The sequence below is a fragment of the Niveispirillum irakense DSM 11586 genome (assembly GCF_000429645.1).
GTDB lineage: Bacteria > Pseudomonadota > Alphaproteobacteria > Azospirillales > Azospirillaceae > Niveispirillum > Niveispirillum irakense.
Window position 1 is genome coordinate 84,733 of record NZ_AUCG01000020.1, and the last position, 15,586, is coordinate 100,318.

General features: G+C 62.9%; 11 protein-coding genes. 4 read left to right on the top strand and 7 right to left on the bottom strand.

Annotation, left to right across the window (positions count from 1 at the left end; genetic code table 11):
- Positions 1–18: 18 nt before the first annotated feature.
- The gene (locus G473_RS0107625; protein ID WP_029012615.1) at positions 19–828 is read left to right on the top strand and encodes a DUF4198 domain-containing protein; all 810 of its coding nucleotides are present in this window, start codon (positions 19–21) and stop codon (positions 826–828) included.
- 52 nt (positions 829–880) lie between these two features.
- On the opposite strand, the gene G473_RS0107630 is transcribed toward G473_RS0107625, so the two are convergent.
- The 6 genes from G473_RS0107630 to G473_RS30630 all read right to left on the bottom strand — a co-directional run bounded on the left by G473_RS0107630 (position 881) and on the right by G473_RS30630 (position 8,403).
- Positions 881–1,282: a DUF1398 domain-containing protein gene (locus G473_RS0107630; protein WP_029012616.1), complete on the bottom strand. Its 402-nt coding sequence runs from the start codon at positions 1,280–1,282 to the stop codon at positions 881–883.
- 45 nt (positions 1,283–1,327) lie between these two features.
- Positions 1,328–1,780 carry a MarR family winged helix-turn-helix transcriptional regulator gene (locus G473_RS0107635; protein ID WP_029012617.1) on the bottom strand — a complete coding sequence of 151 codons (453 nt, stop codon included), beginning with the start codon at positions 1,778–1,780 and terminating at the stop codon, positions 1,328–1,330.
- 154 nt (positions 1,781–1,934) lie between these two features.
- Entirely contained in the window at positions 1,935–5,117 is a 3,183-nt protein-coding gene (locus G473_RS0107640; RefSeq protein WP_029012618.1) for an efflux RND transporter permease subunit, read from the bottom strand.
- 161 nt (positions 5,118–5,278) lie between these two features.
- Entirely contained in the window at positions 5,279–6,487 is a 1,209-nt protein-coding gene (locus tag G473_RS25665) for an efflux RND transporter periplasmic adaptor subunit (protein ID WP_154667307.1), read from the bottom strand.
- Positions 6,488–6,881: 394 nt separating this feature from the next.
- Entirely contained in the window at positions 6,882–7,901 is a 1,020-nt protein-coding gene (locus G473_RS25670; protein WP_051330000.1) for a LysR substrate-binding domain-containing protein, read from the bottom strand.
- Between the two features lie 253 nt (positions 7,902–8,154).
- Positions 8,155–8,403, bottom strand: coding sequence for a hypothetical protein (locus G473_RS30630; protein ID WP_161630954.1), 249 nt, complete (start codon positions 8,401–8,403; stop codon positions 8,155–8,157).
- A gap of 34 nt (positions 8,404–8,437) precedes the next feature.
- On the opposite strand from G473_RS30630, the gene G473_RS0107655 reads away from it, so the two are divergent.
- From G473_RS0107655 to G473_RS0107665, 3 genes are all read left to right on the top strand, one after another.
- The gene (locus G473_RS0107655) at positions 8,438–11,218 is read left to right on the top strand and encodes a TonB-dependent receptor (RefSeq protein WP_029012619.1); all 2,781 of its coding nucleotides are present in this window, start codon (positions 8,438–8,440) and stop codon (positions 11,216–11,218) included.
- Positions 11,219–11,311: 93 nt separating this feature from the next.
- A complete protein-coding gene (locus G473_RS0107660) occupies positions 11,312–13,015 on the top strand; it encodes an alpha-amylase family glycosyl hydrolase (protein ID WP_035706003.1) in 1,704 nt (567 codons plus the stop codon).
- Between the two features lie 257 nt (positions 13,016–13,272).
- Entirely contained in the window at positions 13,273–14,649 is a 1,377-nt protein-coding gene (locus G473_RS0107665; RefSeq protein WP_154667309.1) for an MFS transporter, read from the top strand.
- On the opposite strand, the gene G473_RS0107670 is transcribed toward G473_RS0107665, so the two are convergent.
- A complete protein-coding gene (locus tag G473_RS0107670) occupies positions 14,644–15,390 on the bottom strand; it encodes a cyclic nucleotide-binding domain-containing protein (protein WP_029012622.1) in 747 nt (248 codons plus the stop codon). The genes G473_RS0107665 and G473_RS0107670 overlap by 6 nt on opposite strands.
- Positions 15,391–15,586 lie beyond the last annotated feature (196 nt).

Genomic DNA, 15,586 nt, shown 5'->3' on the forward strand with positions numbered 1-15,586 from the left:
GGATGGGGAAGAAAAAACATGACCAGGATGAAGCGCACCGCCCTGATGATGGCGGGCAGCCTGTTGCTGTCCCTGCCGGTGGCGGCCCATACGCAATATCTGAAGCCCAATGTCTTCGCCACGCCGCAGCGCGACCATGTGACGATTGAGGGTTCCTTCACCGAGGAACTGTTTACCCCCGATATCGCCATGAAATCTGATGATTATCATGTCGTCACCCCGGCGGGCGTGAAGCAGAAGATCGAGAATATCGTCTATCTGAAGGATCTGGCGATCTTCGAGGCGGCCTTGCCGGACAATGGCACCTACCGCTTCTCCACCGGAGAACGGCCGGGCGGTACGCGCAAGATGGCGCTGGTGAATGGCAAATGGGAAGCGCTGCGCGACCCGAAGGAAGCCCCCGCCGGCGCCCGCGTGGCCGACACGCAGAGCTTCACCCGCGCCGATGTCTATGTCAGCAAGGGCCCTGCCAGCGATGCGGCGCTGAAACCCAGTGGCAGCGGCCTGGAATTCCTGCCTTTGGCCCATCCATCCAAACTGGACGAGGGGGCGAATTTCCCCGTCCAACTGCTTTACCAGGGCAAGCCGCTGGCCGGCGTGGAAATCTCCCTGCAGGGCAGCGGCGGGGAGCATGAGCATGACGAGCAGGGCAATGACCATCATGACGATCTGGCCAAGGCCGTGACCGACAAGGACGGCAAGGCCAGCTTTGCCCTGAAGGAGCATGGCACGTACCTGCTGCTGGCCCGCTACCGCACCGAAGCGGCTGAAGGCCCGGTGGCGGTCAAGAGCTACAGCGTCACCCTGACCTTCCAGGTTCAGGACTGATGGCGTTACCCCCGGCATCGGCTTGATCCCGCCGATGCCGGGGATAGCCGGGTCAGCCGGGCATATGTTCGATATGGGTTTCCCCCGTCCGGCCAAAATAGACCACACGCCGGCCGGCGAAGGAAACGAGGTAGAAGGCGCAGCCCGCCGCCGCAGCCTGATCGCTGAACCGGTCATAGCTGTAATCCGGCCCACCCGCCTGCGCCCACCGGACCAGAGCGGTGATCCTGTCAGCATCGAAAGCCGGGGCGACGGGTCCCGGCGCGTGGGGCAGATCCAAGGTGATGCTGTCCCCATAGGGCAGATAATAGGTCTGGCACCTGCGGCGGTAATCAACCAGATAGCTGTCAAAACCGGCGGCAATCAGTTTGCCGACAATCAGCGGGAAATCCAGGCTGCCATCATGGGCCGCGTTCAGGCAGGCCCGGGCAATAGCGATGCGTTCCGCGTCCATGGCGGTGATGTCCTTGATCGTTAAAAGGGCGGAACAGGCAGGGCGTCAGTCGATCGGGATGATCGACAGGCCCCGTTTGTCAGCCAGCGTCCGCAGCGTCTGGCGCAGGGCCTCGCGCTCTGCTGTGGGCAGGGTGCTGAAATAATCCGCGTCGTTACGGTCCGCGATCTGGGCCAGGACGGGCACCTTTTCCCGCCCGGCGGGGGACAAAGACAGGCTGTGCGCCCGCTTGTCGTCCGGATTGTCGGTGCGCAGCACAAGCAGTTTTTCCAACAGCCGGTCGGCCAGCTTGCTGATGGCCCCCTTGGTCATCCCCATCCTGTCAGCCAGGGCAGAGGGGGCGATGCTCTCCACATCGTAAAGGGCGCGCAGGAAGGCCCATTCCGCCACCGTCACCCCTTCAGCCGCGACCTTCTGGGCGAAGTCATGCGAGATGGCGTTGGACACCATCCGCAACCAATAGCCGATATGATCGCCCAGGTCCGACACGGCCGACATCAGCGCATCCTTCATGCCCACTCACAACAAGTTGACAAGGAAACTATGTCGATAAAGTTTCCTTGTCAACTTGTTTGCGCATCCATAAAAAAAGCCCTGGCGCACGGTATGAGCCGCGCGCCAGGGCCTGTTTATCAGGGGGTGAAGGGGAAGATCAGTCGCCCGTCGCCGCGGCCATGTGGCCCGGCATGGCGGCTTGCCGTTCCTGCCGCCGCGCCCCCGCCAGATAGCGCAGCAGCACATAGAAGACCGGGGTCAGCAGCAGGCCGAACACGGTCACGCCCAGCATGCCGGCGAACACGGCGACACCCATGGCCTGGCGCATTTCAGCACCGGCACCGCTGCTGGTGATCAGCGGCACCACGCCCATGATGAAGGCGATGGAGGTCATCAGGATCGGGCGCAGGCGCAGGCGGCTGGCCTCAATCGCCGCCTGTACGACGGTGCGGCCATGCTGTTCCAGTTCCCGGGCGAATTCCACGATCAGGATCGCGTTTTTCGCCGATAGGCCCACAAGCACCATGAAGCCGATCTGGGTGAAGATATTATTGTCACCCCCCGTCAGCCAGACGCCAGCCAGGGCGGACATCAGGCTCATCGGCACGATCATCAGGATGGCCAGCGGCAGGGTCAGGCTTTCATACTGGGCGGCCAGCACCAGGAAGACCAGCAGCACGGAGATGGGGAAGACCCACAGCGCCGCATTGCCAACCAGGATCTGCTGATAGGTCAGGTCCGTCCACTCGAACTTGATGCCGCGCGGCAGCACTTCCGCCGCGATACGTTCCACCGCTGCCTGGGCCTGACCGGAGGAATAACCCGGTGCCGGGCCGCCATTAATGTCGGCAGCGGTATAGCCATTATAGCGCACCACCATTTCGGGCCCGTAGCTCTGCACCACAGTGACCAGCGATGACAGCGGCACCATCAGGCCCTGGTCGTTGCGGGTTTTCAGCAGGCCGATATCGTCGGCATGGGCGCGGAACGGCGCATCCGCCTGGACATGGACCTGATAGACACGACCGAACAGGTTGAAATCATTGACATAGAGCGAGCCGAGATAGGCCTGCATCGTCTCGAACACATCCGTGACCGGCACGCCAAGCTGGCGGGCCTTCACCCGGTCCAGATTGACATCAAGCTGCGGCACATTGATTTCGTAGGAGGAGAATGTCGGCCCCAACTCCGGCGTCTGCGCTGCCTTGGCCACAAAATCCTGGGCCGCCTTGGCCAGAGCCTCGTATCCCAGGGCGCCGCGATCCTCAAGCTGCAGCTTGAAGCCGCCAAGCGTGCCCAGACCCATCACCGGCGGCGGCGGGAAGACGGCGACGAACGCTTCCTTGATGCCAGCATATTTCATCTGAAGCTGCTGGGTGATTGCAAAGGCGGAAAGCCCGTCCTTGGCCCGCTCCTCATAAGGTTCCAGCGTGGCGAACACGATACCGGCGCTGGAGGAATTGGTGAAACCATTGACCGACAGGCCGGGGAAGGCGATGGCGGCTTTCACGCCGGGCTGCTTCAAGGTGATGTCGGTCATGGCGCGGATCACATCCTCCGTCCGGTCCAGGGAGGAGCCGGTGGGAAGCTGCGCGAAGCCGATCAGATATTCCTTGTCCTGGGCCGGCACGAAACCGCCCGGAACCGCATTGCCCAGCACCACGGTCAGGCCCAGCAGGCCGCCATAGACGGCCATCATCAGGCCCTTGCGGCGGATGACGCCGGACACGCCCTTGCCATAGCCTTCCGAGCCGCGCTGGAACACATGGTTGAAGCCGTTGAAGAAGCGGCCCAGCACCTTGTTCATGCCGCGCGTCAGCCAGTCCGGCTTGTCGTGATGGCTTTTCAGCAGCAGGGCAGACAAAGCCGGCGACAGGGTCAGCGAGTTGAAGGCGGAAATGACGGTGGAGATCGCGATGGTCATCGCGAACTGCTTGTAGAATTCACCGGTCAGGCCGGACATGGCGGCCAGCGGCACGAACACGGCCACCAGCGTCAGAGCGATGGCGATGATGGGGCCGCTCACCTCCTGCATGGCCTTGTACGTCGCCTCCTTGGGCGACAGGCCTTCGGAGATGTTGCGCTCCACATTCTCCACCACCACGATGGCGTCATCGACCACGATGCCGATGGCCAGCACCATGCCGAACAGCGACAGGGCATTGATGGAGAAGCCGAAGCCCAGCATCAGCGCAAAGGTACCGACGATGGAGACGGGCACCGCCAGCAGCGGGATGATGGAGGCGCGCCAGGTCTGCAGGAAGATGATCACCACCAGCACCACCAGCGCGATGGCTTCCAGCAATGTGTGGATCACGGCATCGATGCTGGCCTGGACGAAGCGGGTCGGGTCATATTCGATGGCGTAATCAACGCCATCGGGCATGTCCTGCTTCAATTCCGCCATCACGGCGCGCACGCTCTCGGAAATGGCCAATGCATTGGCGCCCGGCGCCTGATTGATGGCCATGGCGATGGCGGGCTTGTTGTTCAACAGCGACCGCAGGCCATATTGTGCAGCGGCCAGTTCCACCCGCGCCACATCGCGCAGATAGGTCACCGCCCCTTCATCGGTCTTCAGGACGATGTCCTGGAACTCTTCCACACTCTTCAGGCGGCCCTGGGCATTGACGGAAAGCTGCAGCGGCGCATCCGGTACGGATGGGCTGGCGCCAATGACGCCGGCAGCGACCTGCACATTCTGGTCGCGGATGGCGGCCACGATGTCGCTGGCCGTCAGGCCACGCTCTGCCACCTTGTTCGGGTCCAGCCAGACGCGCATGGCGTAATCGCCCGAGCCCCAGAGCAGCACCTCACCCACGCCCTGGATACGGGCCAGCCGGTCGCGGACATTCAGCACCGCGTAGTTGCGCAGATAGGTGATGTCATACCGGTCATCGGGGGAGTGCAGATGCACGACCATGGTCAGCGTCGGGGACGATTTGACCGTGGTGACGCCCAGCCGCTGCACATCCTGCGGCAGACGCGGCAGCGCCTGGGACACGCGGTTCTGCACAAGCTGGGTCGCCTTGTCCGGGTCGGTGCCCAGCTTGAAGGTGACGGTCAGCGCCATGTTGCCGTCGCTGTTGGCCTGGGACTGCATATACAGCATGTCCTCAACGCCATTGATCTGCTCCTCCAGCGGAGAGGCGACGGTTTCAGCGATGACCTTGGGATTGGCACCCGGATATTGCGCACGCACGACGACAGACGGCGGCACCACCTCGGGATATTCGGAGACGGGCAACTGGAACAGGGCGATGAACCCGGCCAGGAAGACCACCACCGACAACACACCCGCAAAAATCGGGCGGTCGATGAAGAAACGAGAGATATTCATGGCAAACAGCCTTGGCAGTGCCGGCAGATAGCAGGGCGCCATTCCCGCAGCGCCAGGCGCACGCGGGTGGCAGGATCAGAAGGGAACCTGATCACCCCCTTCCGCCCGGTGGAGAACGGAAGGAAGGGGGCGAGGAGGGGCTAAGGCAGGGGAAGTGGGGCTTAGAGATCCCCAGCCTTGGCCACGTCACCACCACGCAGGCCCGCCTGGGCCGATTGGGTGGCGACGCTTTCCATGGCGATGGTGCGCGGCTGGACCTGATCGCCGGGCCGGGCGCGCTGCAGACCGTTGACAACGATCCGCTCACCCGCCTTCAGGCCGGATGTGACGATGCGCAGCCCTTCCTGACGGCTGCCCAACTCCACCCGGCGATAGGCGACCTTGTTGTCATCGCCCACGACCAGGACGAATTTCTTGTCCTGGTCGGTGCCGATGGCGCGTTCATCCACCATCACGGCGGGTTGCGGGTCGGACCCGCCCACCTTGATCCGGGCGAAAAGGCCGGGGACCAGCACACCATCTTCATTGTTGAAGCTGGCCCGGACCCGGATGGTGCCGGAAACGGCGTCCAGCCGGTTATCGACATGTTCCACCGTACCGCGGCGGGAATAGTCGCTCTCATTGGTGAGGCCGAGCTGGACAGGCACCCCGCTCTCGTCCTTCACCGATGCGATATGGCGCAGATAGGTCTGCTCATCGACATCGAAGGCAGCATAGATGGGGGAGACGGAGACGATGGTGGTCAAAGGCTGCGCCGTGGCGCCGGCCGCCACCATATTGCCCACGGTGATTTCCGCACGGGAAACACGACCGGAAATGGGCGCGGTGACGTTGGTATAGCCCAGATCCAGGCGCGCCACCTTCAGCGCCGCTTCTGCCGCCCGCACATTGGCGGCGGCATCGCGGGCATTATGTTCGCGCTCATCCAGGGTGCGGCGGGTGATGGTGCTGTCGGCCACCAGCTTGGAGGCACGCGCCATTTCCGCATCCGCATAGCGGGCGCGGGCCTGGGCGGCGGCAAGCTGCGCCTCGGCACGGGCTACTTCCGCCTTGTAGGGCTCGGGATCGATGGTGAAAAGCGGGTCACCCTTCTTCACCAGCGCGCCATTGCGGAAATGGATTTCGGTGATGGGACCGGAGACGCGGGGGCGGATATCCACCCGCTCCACCGCCTCCAGACGGCCGGAATAGCTCTGCCAGTCCACGACGGGACGGGCGACCACCGGGGCCACATCCACTTCAACCGCTGCCGGCGCTGCAATAGCCGCCGGCGTATCGGCCTGGCCCTGGAAGGTGGTGACAGTGGCAATAGCGGCGACGGAGGCGCCAGCCGCCAGGAGATAGGCCAGCTTGTTGCGCATTGTCGGCATGCTCAGCTCCTGCAAAAAAGCACAGATCAGGGTTTTCCGCCGCCAGCCCGGCGGTGGAATCGAAAAGGAAACGCGTCTTTCAGGCAGCACCAGGGGACGACGGAACCGCCCCTGGGGAGGAGCCCTACCGCCTGATGCCTTCTGTTTCAGGGAATGCGGCCCACCCGGTCAGGTGGAACCAGCCTCAATTATCGCTTTTATCTGCATTGCAGCGACGGTGCTGTGATGGCCGTCGCAGGGATGAAATTTTTTTCATCTTTCAGAAGGGGGAGATGGGAAAGGCTTGGAAATCCTTCTCTGCTGCACGGCGATAACGGCCAAAGCCCCACCTGGAGACAGGTCGGGAGCTTTGTGCAGGTGCAGCATCCGCAAGAAAGACGGATGAATAAAGCTGTTAATTCTGAGCAGACAATTCATCCAGCGCGAACAATCCCGCCAGATCGACCTGCAGCGTCTGGCGGGGGGCGGTGGCCTCGGCGCAATAGGCGGTCAGGATATCTTCCTTGCCCTGCAGGATCGGGCAGCCTTCAAACAGGCTCAGCACCCAGTCAATGAACAGCCGCACCTTCGGCGAGGGCTGGCGGTTCTGCGGATAGACGGCAGAGATTGCCATGGGCTGCGGCCGGTATTGCGGCAGCACCTCCACCAGTTCCCCCGTCTCCAACTGGGGCAGCACCATGAACAGGGCCGGCTGTGCCAGCCCATAGCCGGCCAGCGCACAGCCGACATAGGCTTCGCTGTCATTGACGGAGACGGCACCTTTCAACGGCACTTCCACCGCCTTGTCGGCCACCTGGAAATCGAACGGGTAATGCCGCCCGCCAATATTGGGGGAGAAATAGCGCACACCGGCATGGTGGCGCAGATCCTCCAGCGTATGGGGGATGCCGTGTCGTTCCAGATAGGCCGGGCTGGCGCAGGTCAGGCGGGACAGGCTGCCCAGGCGCCGCGCCACCAGCGAACTGCCATTCAGATCGCCGATCCGCAGGACGCAATCCACGCCTTCCTGCACCAGATCGATCTGCCGGTCATTCATGCTGAGCTTCAGTTCGATATCCGGATAAAGGGCGTGAAACTTGGGCAGGGCTGGTACGACCACCTGCCGCCCGATGGATGTCGGCATATCGACATGCAGCAGCCCGCGCGGCCGGCGGGCGGCATCCATGAAAGAGGATTCCAGTTCCTTCACATCGGCCAGGATGCGCTGGGCATGGTCATAAAAGGCGGCGCCATCGGCGGTCAGGTTCAGCCGGCGGGTGGTGCGCAGCAACAGCCTTGTGCCCAGATGCGCTTCCAAATTCTGGATGATGGTGGTGACGGTGGCGCGTGGCAGGGCCATGGCATCGGCGGCGCGGGCAAAGCCGTTCAGATCCACCACCCGCGTGAAAACCTGCATCGCCTGAAGCTTGTCCATCACCAAACGCCCTTTCCGGCAGCCCGTAAATCCCGTGGCGGGCCTGTCATTTGACAGATGCGACAAGGGGATGGGCATTGCAAGCGGTCTGTCCTGTAACCGGCTGGTAACTGAATACGTATGCGTCGCATCGCAAAAACCGGCTGCATACGTATTTTCCCGCTCCGTCTCAGCGGGCTTTATCACTAAATTGGGGACGGAACAAACCGGCGGGTCAAGCACGCTTGATGAAAAGCACCTTGACCACGCGGATTTAAGAAAAGGTGGCCGGGGCTGGATTCCAAAGAATACCACCCTGCCGGATCGCCTTCGTTACTTGGGGAGTGATTGTGGATGCATCCGTCATTATTTTAAAAGGCACCTGACCTTCCGGATAGGTGTGACGGGCTCCAGAATTGAAATTTTGTAAAGTACCGCAGGTGCCATCCATGATGGCGCCAAAGGACCGGCTTTGCGTCGGCTGCGGAAAGGACTGCATCAGGCCAACAAAAATGGACGGCATCCGAACATGCCGGTCCCCTGGGGAGTGTCGAGGAATGTCCAAGTTCACCAATCCGCGCGCAGCCTTGCTGGCGACGGTCGCCACCATCGCCTTCAGCCCTGTTGCACTGGCCGATGCGCCGGCCATCGTCGCTGAACGGGCCCCGGCCCCAACCCAGGTCGCCCAGGCGGCGACGGGACAGGCTGACGGGATGCTGGAGGAGATCGTCGTTTCCGGCTACCGCCAGTCGCTGGAAAACGCGCTGGCGATGAAGCGCGCGTCGAACCAGATCGTGGAAGCGGTGTCGGCGGAAGATATCGGCAAGCTGCCGGACAATTCCATCGCCGAGGCCATTGCCCGCCTGCCGGGTCTGGCGGCCCAGCGCGTGGATGGCCGCGCCCAGTCGATCAGCCTGCGCGGCCTGGGGCCGGACTTCACCGCCACCTTGTTGAACGGGCGTGAACAGGTCAGCACCGGCAATAACCGCTCCGTCGAGTTCGACCAGTACCCGTCGGAAGTGATGAGCAGCGTCGTCGTCTACAAGTCACCGGAAGCCGGTGTTGTGGGGCAGGGGCTGGCCGGCACGGTTGACCTGCGCACCATGCGGCCGCTGGACCATGGCAAGCGGGTCGTTGCCGTTTCGGCGCGTGGGGAGCTGGCTGGCAATGGCAAGCTGAACCCTGACAGCGACGAATTGGGCTATCGCATCACCGGCGCCTATGTCGACCAGTTCGCCAATGACACGCTGGGCGTGGCGATCAGCGTCGCCCATATCGATCAGCCGACCCAGACCAAATATTCCCGCGCCTGGGGTTACCCGATGAGCGGTCCCGGCGATACGCCGCCACGTGTCATCGGTGGCATCGAAAACCGCGTCAATTCCGAAACGCTGAAGCGGACCGGCGTCACCGCTACTGTGCAGTATGAGCCGACAGACAATTTCGCCACGACGCTGGACCTTTATTATTCCCATTTCGATGACAAGCAGGTCCAGCGCGGCGTGGAAATGCCCTTCTTCTGGGGCAATCCCGGCGCACCCACCACAATCGGCGGGGTTGAGGATGGGCTGATCACCTCTGGCACCTATTCCAACGTCAAGGGCGTGATCCGCAATGATATGCGGACCACCAAGTCCGACCTGTTCTCTGCCGGGTGGAACGGCAAATATACCGTGGACACCTGGACCCTGGCGCTGGATGCCAGCTACAGCAAGGTCAAGCGCGACAGCGAACGTCTGGAATCCTATGCCGGCACCGGGCGCGGTGTGGGCCAGGGCGCAACCGATATTGTTGATTTCACCACCGGGTCCAAGGGCAACAGGCTGGTCAGCCGCCTGAATTATGCCGACCGGACCCAGATCCTGCTGACCAGCCCGCAGGGTTGGGGGAGTGATGTGGTGCCGGGCGGGCAGGATGGCTATGTGAACGAGCCTCATGTCGATGACGAGCTGTGGGCCGTGCGCGGTGATGTGCGCAAGGAATTTGACGGCGCCATCAATGCCGTACAGGTCGGTGCCAATTATTCCTCTCGCGACAAGAGCTATCGCCAGGATGAATTCTATTTGGCCCTGACCGCCAATGTGAATGACCCGACCCACAGCACGTCGGTGGCCATTCCCGATGCCGCCCTGGTGAAGGGGGCTGCCGATCTGGGCTTTGCCGGGGTGGGCGATGTCATCGCCTATAATACCCGCTACCTGCTGGAAAATGGCTATTACACCCGGATCGCCTGCCCGCGCGTGGATTGCGCCGTCAGCCCCTGGGATTTGCAGGAAGATGTGGTCACCGGCTTCATCAAGGCGGACCTGGAAAAGGATCTGGGTGATGTGGCGGTGACCGGTAATATCGGCGTGCAGGTCGTCCATACCGACCAGAGCAGCTTTGGCGCTGCCGTGACGGGGCCGGGCGTCTTTGTCATGCGTACGGACGGTGCCAAATATACCGAGGTGCTGCCGGCGCTGAACCTGGTCTTTGCCCTGCCGAACCCGGATCACAAAATCCGCTTCGGCGCATCGCGTCAGATGGCGCGCGCCCGTCCGGACGAGCTGCGCGCCTCCACCAAGGTCACCTATGATGAAACCCGCGCCGGCAATACTGACCCCGATCAGTCCGCCTGGAAGGCGGAAGGCGGCAACGCGAAGCTGAAGCCCTGGATCGCCAACGCCCTGGATGTGACCTACGAATATTATTTCAGCAAGGCCGGCTATGTCGCGATCAACGGCTTCTACAAGGATCTGAAGACCTATATCTACAAACAGGCGACGCTGTTTGACTTTACCGGCTTTGCCTATACGGGCACCCAGGTGCCGGCCACGTATCTGGGCGTCAATACCCAGCCCGTGAATGGCGATGGCGGTACGCTGAAGGGCGTGGAACTGGCCCTGTCCCTGCCGTTTGATGATGTCCATCCCGTGCTGGAAGGCTTCGGCCTCACCGCCAATGTCGGCTATACCAAGACCAGCATTTCCCCCGAAGGCCCCGGTTCCAGCCAGCCGATCCCCGGCTTCTCCAAATGGACGCCGCAGGGCACCTTCTATTACGACCTGAACGGCATCTCGGCCCGCGTGTCGGTGGCACACCGGTCCAAATACCGGGCCGAGGTCAATGGCTTCGGTGAGGGGCGGACGCTGCGCAGCGGCAAGGCCGAGACCCTGGTCGATGCCCAGATCGGGTACGAGTTCCAGGAAGGCGACCTGCAGGGCCTGAGCCTTGTGTTGCAAGGCTATAACCTGACCAACGAAGCCTTCGTCACCTATGAGAATGACGATCCGCGCAACACCGTCAATTACGAGAAATATGGCGCACGCTATCTGCTGGGCGCCTCCTACAAGTTCTAACTCTCCCTCCCTGCCTACCCCCGCCGGCCTGCCGGCGGGGGTTTTTCTTTCGGGCTGTTCGCAGCAGCCCTGTGCCGAGAGGAGTTGTTGCCCATGCGTCGCCTGATGACCCGCCTTTTGCCGCTGCTGACGGCTTTGACGATGGCGGCCCCGACCGCCCTGGCCAATCCCCAGCGGCCTTTTACGGAAGAAACGGTCTATTTCGTCGTCACGGACCGGTTCGCCAATGGCGATATGGGTAATGACACGGGCGGCATCCGGGGCGGCCCGTCGGACCATGGGTTTGATCCCGCCGATATCGGCATGTTCCAGGGTGGGGACTTCAAGGGCCTGACCGCGCGGCTGGATTATATCCAGGGGCTGGGGGCCACGGCGATATGGGTGACGCCCGCCGTCACCAACAAACCGGTCCAGGCCCATAGCGGCGGCCGGTCAGCGGGCTATCACGGCTATTGGGCGACCGATTTCCTGAAGGTCGATCCCCATCTGGGTGGCAATGGCGATTTCAAAGCCTTTGTTGAGGCCGCCCATGCGCGCGGGATGAAGGTGATCCTGGATATTGTCGTCAACCATACTGCCGATGTGATCCAGTACCGGGAATGCCCCGTGCCAGGGGAATGCCCTTACCGGTCAAAGGGCGACTATCCGGCGGCAGGTTATGTGCCGCAGGTGCCGGCAGCGGAACGGGCGGTGAAGAACCCGGCCTGGCTGAACGACCCGACCCATTACCATAATCGCGGCGACAGCCTGTTCCATGGCGAGAGCAGCCTGCTGGGGGATTTTTTCGGCCTGGATGATCTGAATACCGAACAGCCAGCCGTTATTGAGGGCCTGATCGACATTTATAAGCACTGGATCAGCACCTACCGGGTTGATGGCTTCCGCCTGGATACGGCCCGCCATGTCGGCCCGGCCTTCTGGCACCGTTTCATCCCCGCCATCACTGCGCATGCCAAGGCTGAAGGCATCCCCGACTTCTTCATTTTCGGGGAGGTGGCGGATATCAATATCGCCGCCCTGGCCGGCGCGACGCATGAATCGCGGTTGCCATCGGTGCTGGATTTCGCCTTTTTCCAGGCCTCCATCGACATGCTGGCCCTGGGCAAGGGCACCGTGGGGTGGGAGGCCTTGCTGCGCGGAGATGCGCTTTATGCCGAAGGGGCGGCTGCCACGCTGACCACCTTCATTTCCAACCATGATCATGGGCGGATGGCCTATCTGATCCGCAAGCATAACCCGGATATGCCGGCGGATCAGGTGCAGGCGCGGGTGGCGCTGGGCTATGCGCTGATGTTCTTGGGCCGCGGCGTGCCCGTGATCTATTACGGGGACGAGCAGGGCTTCATGGGGCTGGGCGATGACAAGCAGGCCCGCCAGCCGATGTTCGCCAGCCCCACGCGCCAGTATCGGGAGGAGGAACGGTTGAGCCCGACCGTTGCCCGGGGCGGTGACAGCTATGACAGAGCCCATCCGCTCTACCGCGCCATCACGGAACTGGCGACCCTGCGCCGCGACCATCCCACCCTGCGCCAGGGTCGCACCCAGATACGCTATGTGGAAGAGAAGGGCGGCCTTCTCGTGTTCTCCCGCATCGCGGAGGACCAAGAATATCTGATCGCCATCAATGCCGGGGACACGGTGCGCAGCTTGGGCGCAGTCGTGGAAGAAGCAACCACGCCTTGGCAGGCGGTGCGGGGGAGCGGGTGCAGCGCGCCCGCGACGGCCCCCACTGCCCAGCCCCTGTCCGTTCCGGCACTGGATTATGTGGTTTGCCGCCGTTCCCTGGCGGCAGGGTGAGGAAGGAGACGGGCCGATTCCCCGCCCTCTCCCCTCCGCTGGCGCCCTGTGCGTAAGGGGAGACGAGGGGGAGGGGGTGAAGCCGTTGTTTTGGTATGGAAAAAGCGATCCGGCTAACATGTTGTAAGTGAAACGATATTTCCGCCGGGTGATCATGCCGCCCGCTTCCGCAGCGCGGTTTCTGGTTAACGCAGGCTCGACGCCGCCTGGGTGCAAAGCGTAACGTCCCCCGCATCGGCGACCCCCGGGGCAGTGGTTTGGCAGGCGCGATGCGGGCATTGGGACTTGGCGGCAAGATCGGCTATGGCATCGGCGATTTCGGCCTGAACCTTTATTGGCAGTCGATCCTGCTTTTCATCGTCTTTTTCCATGTCGACATGCTGGGCCTGTCGGCATGGGAGGCGGGGATCTGCTTCTTCATCGTCGGGGTCTGGGACGCGATCATGGACCCGCTGGTCGGCATGCTGTCCGACCGGGCGCGGGGGCGGCTGTTCGACCGCATGGGGCGTTACCGCCCTTTTATCCTGCTGGGGGCGGTGCCGCTGGGGCTGGCCTTCACCTTCTGTTTTTACCCGCCATCCTGGCTGTCACCCGGTACCAGCGGCATGCTGGCCTTCGCGCTGATCTCGCACATGCTGTTGCGCAGCGCGTATAGCGTGGTGGGCATCCCCTATTCCTCCCTGACGGCGGCGATCACCCGCGATGCCGATGAACGGGCCAGCCTGACCGGCTGGCGCATGTTGTTCGCCTTTTCCGGTGCCATGACCGTATCCGCCATGCTGCCCCTGCTGGCGGAATATTTCGCGGCGGGCGGCGGTGGCAATGGCTATGGCCCGGCGGCCGCCATCACGGCGGCGACCGCCACCCTGGCGCTGCTGGCCTGCGGGGCGGCGGTGCGGGAACGGGGCCGGGGGCTGGCCGGGGGGGATAGTGCCCCACCGCCGCTGGCGGGCTTTTTCCCTGCGGTGATGCGCAACGGGCCGTTGCTGCGCGTCATGGCGGCGACGGTCCTGGTTCATGTCAGCCTGGGCCTTTTGATGCGCAACCTGCCCTATCTGTTCAAATATGATCTGGGGAATGCCAGCCTGTCGGGCATCGCCTTGCCCTGGCTGACGGCGGCGGGCGTGGTCAGCGTGCCGGCATGGGTGGCGCTGGCGAAATGGCGCAGCAAAAGGGATTGCTGGCTGATCGGCAGCGCCATGACAGCAGTGGGGTGCCTGGGCCTGCCCCTGCTGCACGGGCTTTGGCCGACACTGGTCTGCCTGACCATCATCTTCATCGGCCATACCGCCCATGCGGTGGCTGGATGGTCCATGCTGCCGGATGCGGTGGATTTCGGGGAATGGCGCTGCCGCCGCCGGGACGAGGCCAAGATCTATGGCGGCGCATCCTGCATGACGAAGCTCGCGGTCGGCGCGTCTGGCATTGTCAGCGGCTGGGCGCTGGCCCTGGTCGGCTTCATGCCCAATGTGGAACAGGCGGCTGAAACGGTGGAAGGATTCCGCCTGCTGGCGGGGTTGCTGCCCAGCCTGGGCATGCTGGCATCCATGGTGGTGATCTGGGGTTATCCGCTGGATGCCGCCCGCCACCGCCGCATCCGGACCTTTCTGGGCCGCCGTCAGCCGGCCTTATAATCCCCGCTCGATCCGGTTGATATAGCAGGTGACAAGCTGGCGGATGATGGTAGGGGCGGCGCGCAGCAATTCCTCAAACCGGGTGCGGGGGATCATCTCGCAGACGGTGGCCTCAATGGCGGTGACGCTGGCGGCGCGGGTGGTGTTGCGCAGCAAAGCCATCTCCCCGAACACCCCGCCCGGTCCCACCTCTGCCAGGGGCAACGCATCCTGGCTTCGGTCATCATCGCCCGGCAAATCCCGCCAGACCTGCACCCGACCGCTCTGCACCAGATAGGCGCCATGCGCCTCGTCCCCCCGGCGGAAAATGGTGCGACCTTCGGCGAAGATATCCCGGCGCAGCAGCTTGAAGGTCCGTTCCGACACGATGGGCTCGCCAGCGAAGATCGGGTCGCCCGCCACTGCCGGAATGCCATGGAGGGACCGCAAGGTGCGGATCAGGGAATGCAGCACATAGCGCACCAGCGGCGGGCTGGCCCGCAATTGCCGCACCAGCAGGTCACGCGACACGATGATCAGGCGCGTCGGCTCCATCGTCGCGATGCAGGCGGCGCGCGGCGCATTGTCGATCAACCCCATCTCACCGGCGAAATCCCCCGGCCCCAGCACGGCCAGCCGGTGCTTGGTCCCGTCGATGGCGCGGAACACCTCCACCCGACCGGCCACCACCAGAAAGGCATCGCCGCAGCGATCCCCCTCCTTCAGCAGCAATTTGCCGGCTTCAACCGCGATCTCTTCCACCTTCCGCTCTCCAGACCTGTCATCAATGACTGCATGAGGTACAGTTGTTACTCTGACATTCTAATGCGTGGCAATTTTTAGATGTGTTTGTTTATCAACTTATGGGTGTTTTACGCATTTGCATCCGCTCGTTTCTTACGATACGGTCCCGATAATAGATAAAATACTAGCTTGTTGCCCCTCCTCCGGCGTACAC

What these genes read in the sequence shown, in the direction of transcription:
- G473_RS25665 (WP_154667307.1), bottom strand. Translation starts at nt 6,487, where the DNA reads ATGCCGACAATGCGCAACAAGCTGGCCTATCTCCTGGCGGCTGGCGCC.
- G473_RS0107660 (WP_035706003.1), top strand. Translation starts at nt 11,312, where the DNA reads ATGCGTCGCCTGATGACCCGCCTTTTGCCGCTGCTGACGGCTTTGACG.
- G473_RS25670 (WP_051330000.1), bottom strand. Translation starts at nt 7,901, where the DNA reads ATGGACAAGCTTCAGGCGATGCAGGTTTTCACGCGGGTGGTGGATCTG.
- G473_RS0107630 (WP_029012616.1), bottom strand. Translation starts at nt 1,282, where the DNA reads ATGGACGCGGAACGCATCGCTATTGCCCGGGCCTGCCTGAACGCGGCC.
- G473_RS0107655 (WP_029012619.1), top strand. Translation starts at nt 8,438, where the DNA reads ATGTCCAAGTTCACCAATCCGCGCGCAGCCTTGCTGGCGACGGTCGCC.
- G473_RS0107635 (WP_029012617.1), bottom strand. Translation starts at nt 1,780, where the DNA reads ATGTCGGCCGTGTCGGACCTGGGCGATCATATCGGCTATTGGTTGCGG.
- G473_RS0107640 (WP_029012618.1), bottom strand. Translation starts at nt 5,117, where the DNA reads ATGAATATCTCTCGTTTCTTCATCGACCGCCCGATTTTTGCGGGTGTG.
- G473_RS30630 (WP_161630954.1), bottom strand. Translation starts at nt 8,403, where the DNA reads ATGCCGTCCATTTTTGTTGGCCTGATGCAGTCCTTTCCGCAGCCGACG.
- G473_RS0107625 (WP_029012615.1), top strand. Translation starts at nt 19, where the DNA reads ATGACCAGGATGAAGCGCACCGCCCTGATGATGGCGGGCAGCCTGTTG.